General features: G+C 43.7%; 1 protein-coding gene. It reads right to left on the reverse strand.

The genetic code is table 11. The features are described 5' to 3' along the window. Nucleotides 1-12: 12 nt before the first annotated feature. A protein-coding gene (locus INT03_RS01470) for an IS5 family transposase (protein ID WP_226951658.1) occupies nt 13-763 on the reverse strand; the annotation gives its coding sequence in 2 pieces (ribosomal slippage) (nt 13-544 and nt 543-763; 753 coding nt in all). Nucleotides 764-837: the final 74 nt, after the last annotated feature.

An 837-nucleotide genomic window follows, 5' to 3' on the forward strand; every position in this document is an offset into this window, starting at 1 on the left:
TAGGGCGTGTCTTCAATTCATCTTACAATGAACGATAGTACACGCCAGATAAAGCATTGACTTAAAATTACGAGCTAACTTTTCATAGCGAGTGGCGATACTACGAAAGTGTTTGAGCCTTGCGAACATATTCTCAACAAGATGGCGCAGTTTGTATAAGTAGCTATCAAATTCTGGATTAGGTGCTTTAGTATTGCTTCTTTTGGGAATTATAGGAATCATGTCATGCATGCAAGCTTTATCCCTGATCGCTTGTGAATCATAGCCTTTATCAGCGATGAAGTAATCTGCATGCCTAATCATGTCAATCAATTCACCTGCAACTTGACTGTCGTGGACGTCACCCCCAGTGATTTTAAAATGGAGCGGATATCCATCGGCATCACAGGATAGGTGTATCTTTGTAGTTGCGCCGCCACGGCTTCGCCCAATCGCTCGATCTTCACCACGCCGAGCTCCACTTGCATGCTGGTGACAGCGAACATAGCTTCCGTCTGTGAATACCCATTCCGTATCAGTTTCTTTTCGTAAGCTAAAAAAAATTCGCCCATAAGCCAGTTTTCGACCAGCGATTAAAGCGACTATAAGCTGTTTTCCAAGAACACAGTTCTTTAGGTATGTCACGCCAAGGCGCACCTGTGCGTACCTTCCACAGTATGGCTTCCATGACCTCTCGACTGTTTTGAGTTTGATAGCAGGCATGCTGTGTCATCGTTGATTGAAGTTGATCCCAAAGCGTATCTGTTAGTGCTGTTCTTGCCATGACTTGTACTTCTCGCAGCGTCTCAATAGATGCGGTATTGTAACTATTATTTATGGCTTAACCAATTGAAGACA

The organism is Psychrobacter sp. PG1 (genome assembly GCF_014897815.1).
Lineage (GTDB): Bacteria > Pseudomonadota > Gammaproteobacteria > Pseudomonadales > Moraxellaceae > Psychrobacter.